Origin of the sequence: Ferrovum myxofaciens (assembly GCF_000735045.1) — a bacterium.
Classification (GTDB): domain Bacteria; phylum Pseudomonadota; class Gammaproteobacteria; order Burkholderiales; family Ferrovaceae; genus Ferrovum; species Ferrovum myxofaciens.
Genome location: NZ_JPOQ01000201.1, coordinates 1 through 1,582 on the forward strand (window position 1 = coordinate 1; position 1,582 = coordinate 1,582).

The 1,582-nt window shown below is 48.0% G+C and carries 1 protein-coding gene; it reads left to right on the plus strand.

The features are described 5' to 3' along the window. Positions 1-138: 138 nt before the first annotated feature. Positions 139-765 (plus strand): alginate O-acetyltransferase AlgX-related protein, encoded by a 627-nt coding sequence (locus tag IV91_RS0112790; RefSeq protein ID WP_150112492.1) that lies wholly within the window; start codon positions 139-141, stop codon positions 763-765. Positions 766-1,582: the final 817 nt, after the last annotated feature.

A 1,582-nucleotide genomic window follows, 5' to 3' on the forward strand; every position in this document is an offset into this window, starting at 1 on the left:
CCCTTCTGAAACTGGATACTGTTGATCGCCATGGTTCACCTCAAACGGTTTTCGCAAGAGGTCAGTATACTGTATATCCGTACAGTTATCTAGTGCGACCTGAGATAGAGACATAATCAGGACAAAACATGTAAGAACTTGGCATTAAATGCCCGCCCAGTTACAGCCACTGCAATAACTCAGGCTGTATCTTGGAATTGGGAAAGCCATCTTTCTGGTATTACTCGACAACTAAATAGAGAAAACAAGTTGAGTGAAATAAACCCCAGTTTCGTTCTTGAATACCTGAAGCATAATCTGTTGTTCGACAAAGTTGCACATCCTCAAGTGTATAGGCTCGATACTGACAGACCTGTGCCTTTCTCAAGCAGCAATCAGTCCTCGATATTGATATATGACGCTGATGTAAAGAAAGTAAAATGGTGGAGTGACATGGGGTTGGACGAAATGGATTGCCGTATTGAGGCTATGCGCCGACAAGTTGAGGCCAATGGCTACACTCGCTTCGTTCTCATGGTACCACCGGATAAACTAACGGTTTATGCAGACTTTCTGCGCGATCAAAAGTTTCAGCATGTCAGCCTTTTGTCTATATTCTCGGACCTTCATCCCGAGTTAATGCCACGTTTTGATAAAGCATTGATAACTGCGGTACGTTCAGGCGAACAGGATGTTTACTTTCCGGATGACACTCATTGGGCATCGAACGGACAGCGTATCGCAGCCGAGACTTTGATTTCATTCTTGAAGCGCCCAAATGAGTAGTGTTTATCTGATCAATGCCTATACATTGCTGCTCCACCTGATTGCCAGATTTTTTCGATTGGCTTCGCAACGATGCGCCTCGCGTGATCACGCGTAAAGTTTATATCTGACCGTATCCCCCGGTGTCAGGGAAGATATCGCGTCACCAAAATAAAATCATTTTCGCATCAAACGTCGGCAATGCGTAGTGTGGCTGTCATTCAAGCAGCACGCCCTCAATGACCGCTGAGGCCGAGCAATTCGCATAGGCGGTATGGCAGGTTTCAGAGTCCTGCGGCCGTTTGAATGGCATGAATTAGGAACGCCTGGCAGGCTGGTTCAGGTTCTCTGCTGTCGGTGCCCTTCGCAATTCCACAGACGGCAATCGCCTCATTGCTGCCGGATGAACTGTCATGGGTTCAAAGGCAGGTATCTGAGTTGAGCGGACGCTTGGCGCGTCAACCCACGGACTGGAGGTCGGCCAAAACGGACGCTGGCGGTTTGCTGAAAAAGTGCTCGGATCAGCTTGCTGGAATGTCGGCTTCTTGAAAATTCGAATGTGTACAGTCGAGACACAGCCGCCCTTGGCGAATGTCCGCAATCCGGCAAGAAATTCTGTGCGACAAATTCACCCTATCAACCCACCGCTGCCCTTGGCTGGTGAATGGCTAACAATTTAGCCAGGCCAGAGGGCCGCTGTTCGCTTACAATAACCTGAATCCGTGTTCGTTATTGAAAAACTTTCACCCAAGACCGAATCGACATGAATTTGACCGGCCAGTCTTTCAAAACCTCAACGAATTTCCATTCGGCTGAGTTTTTGTCGCCCGGTTTTTGT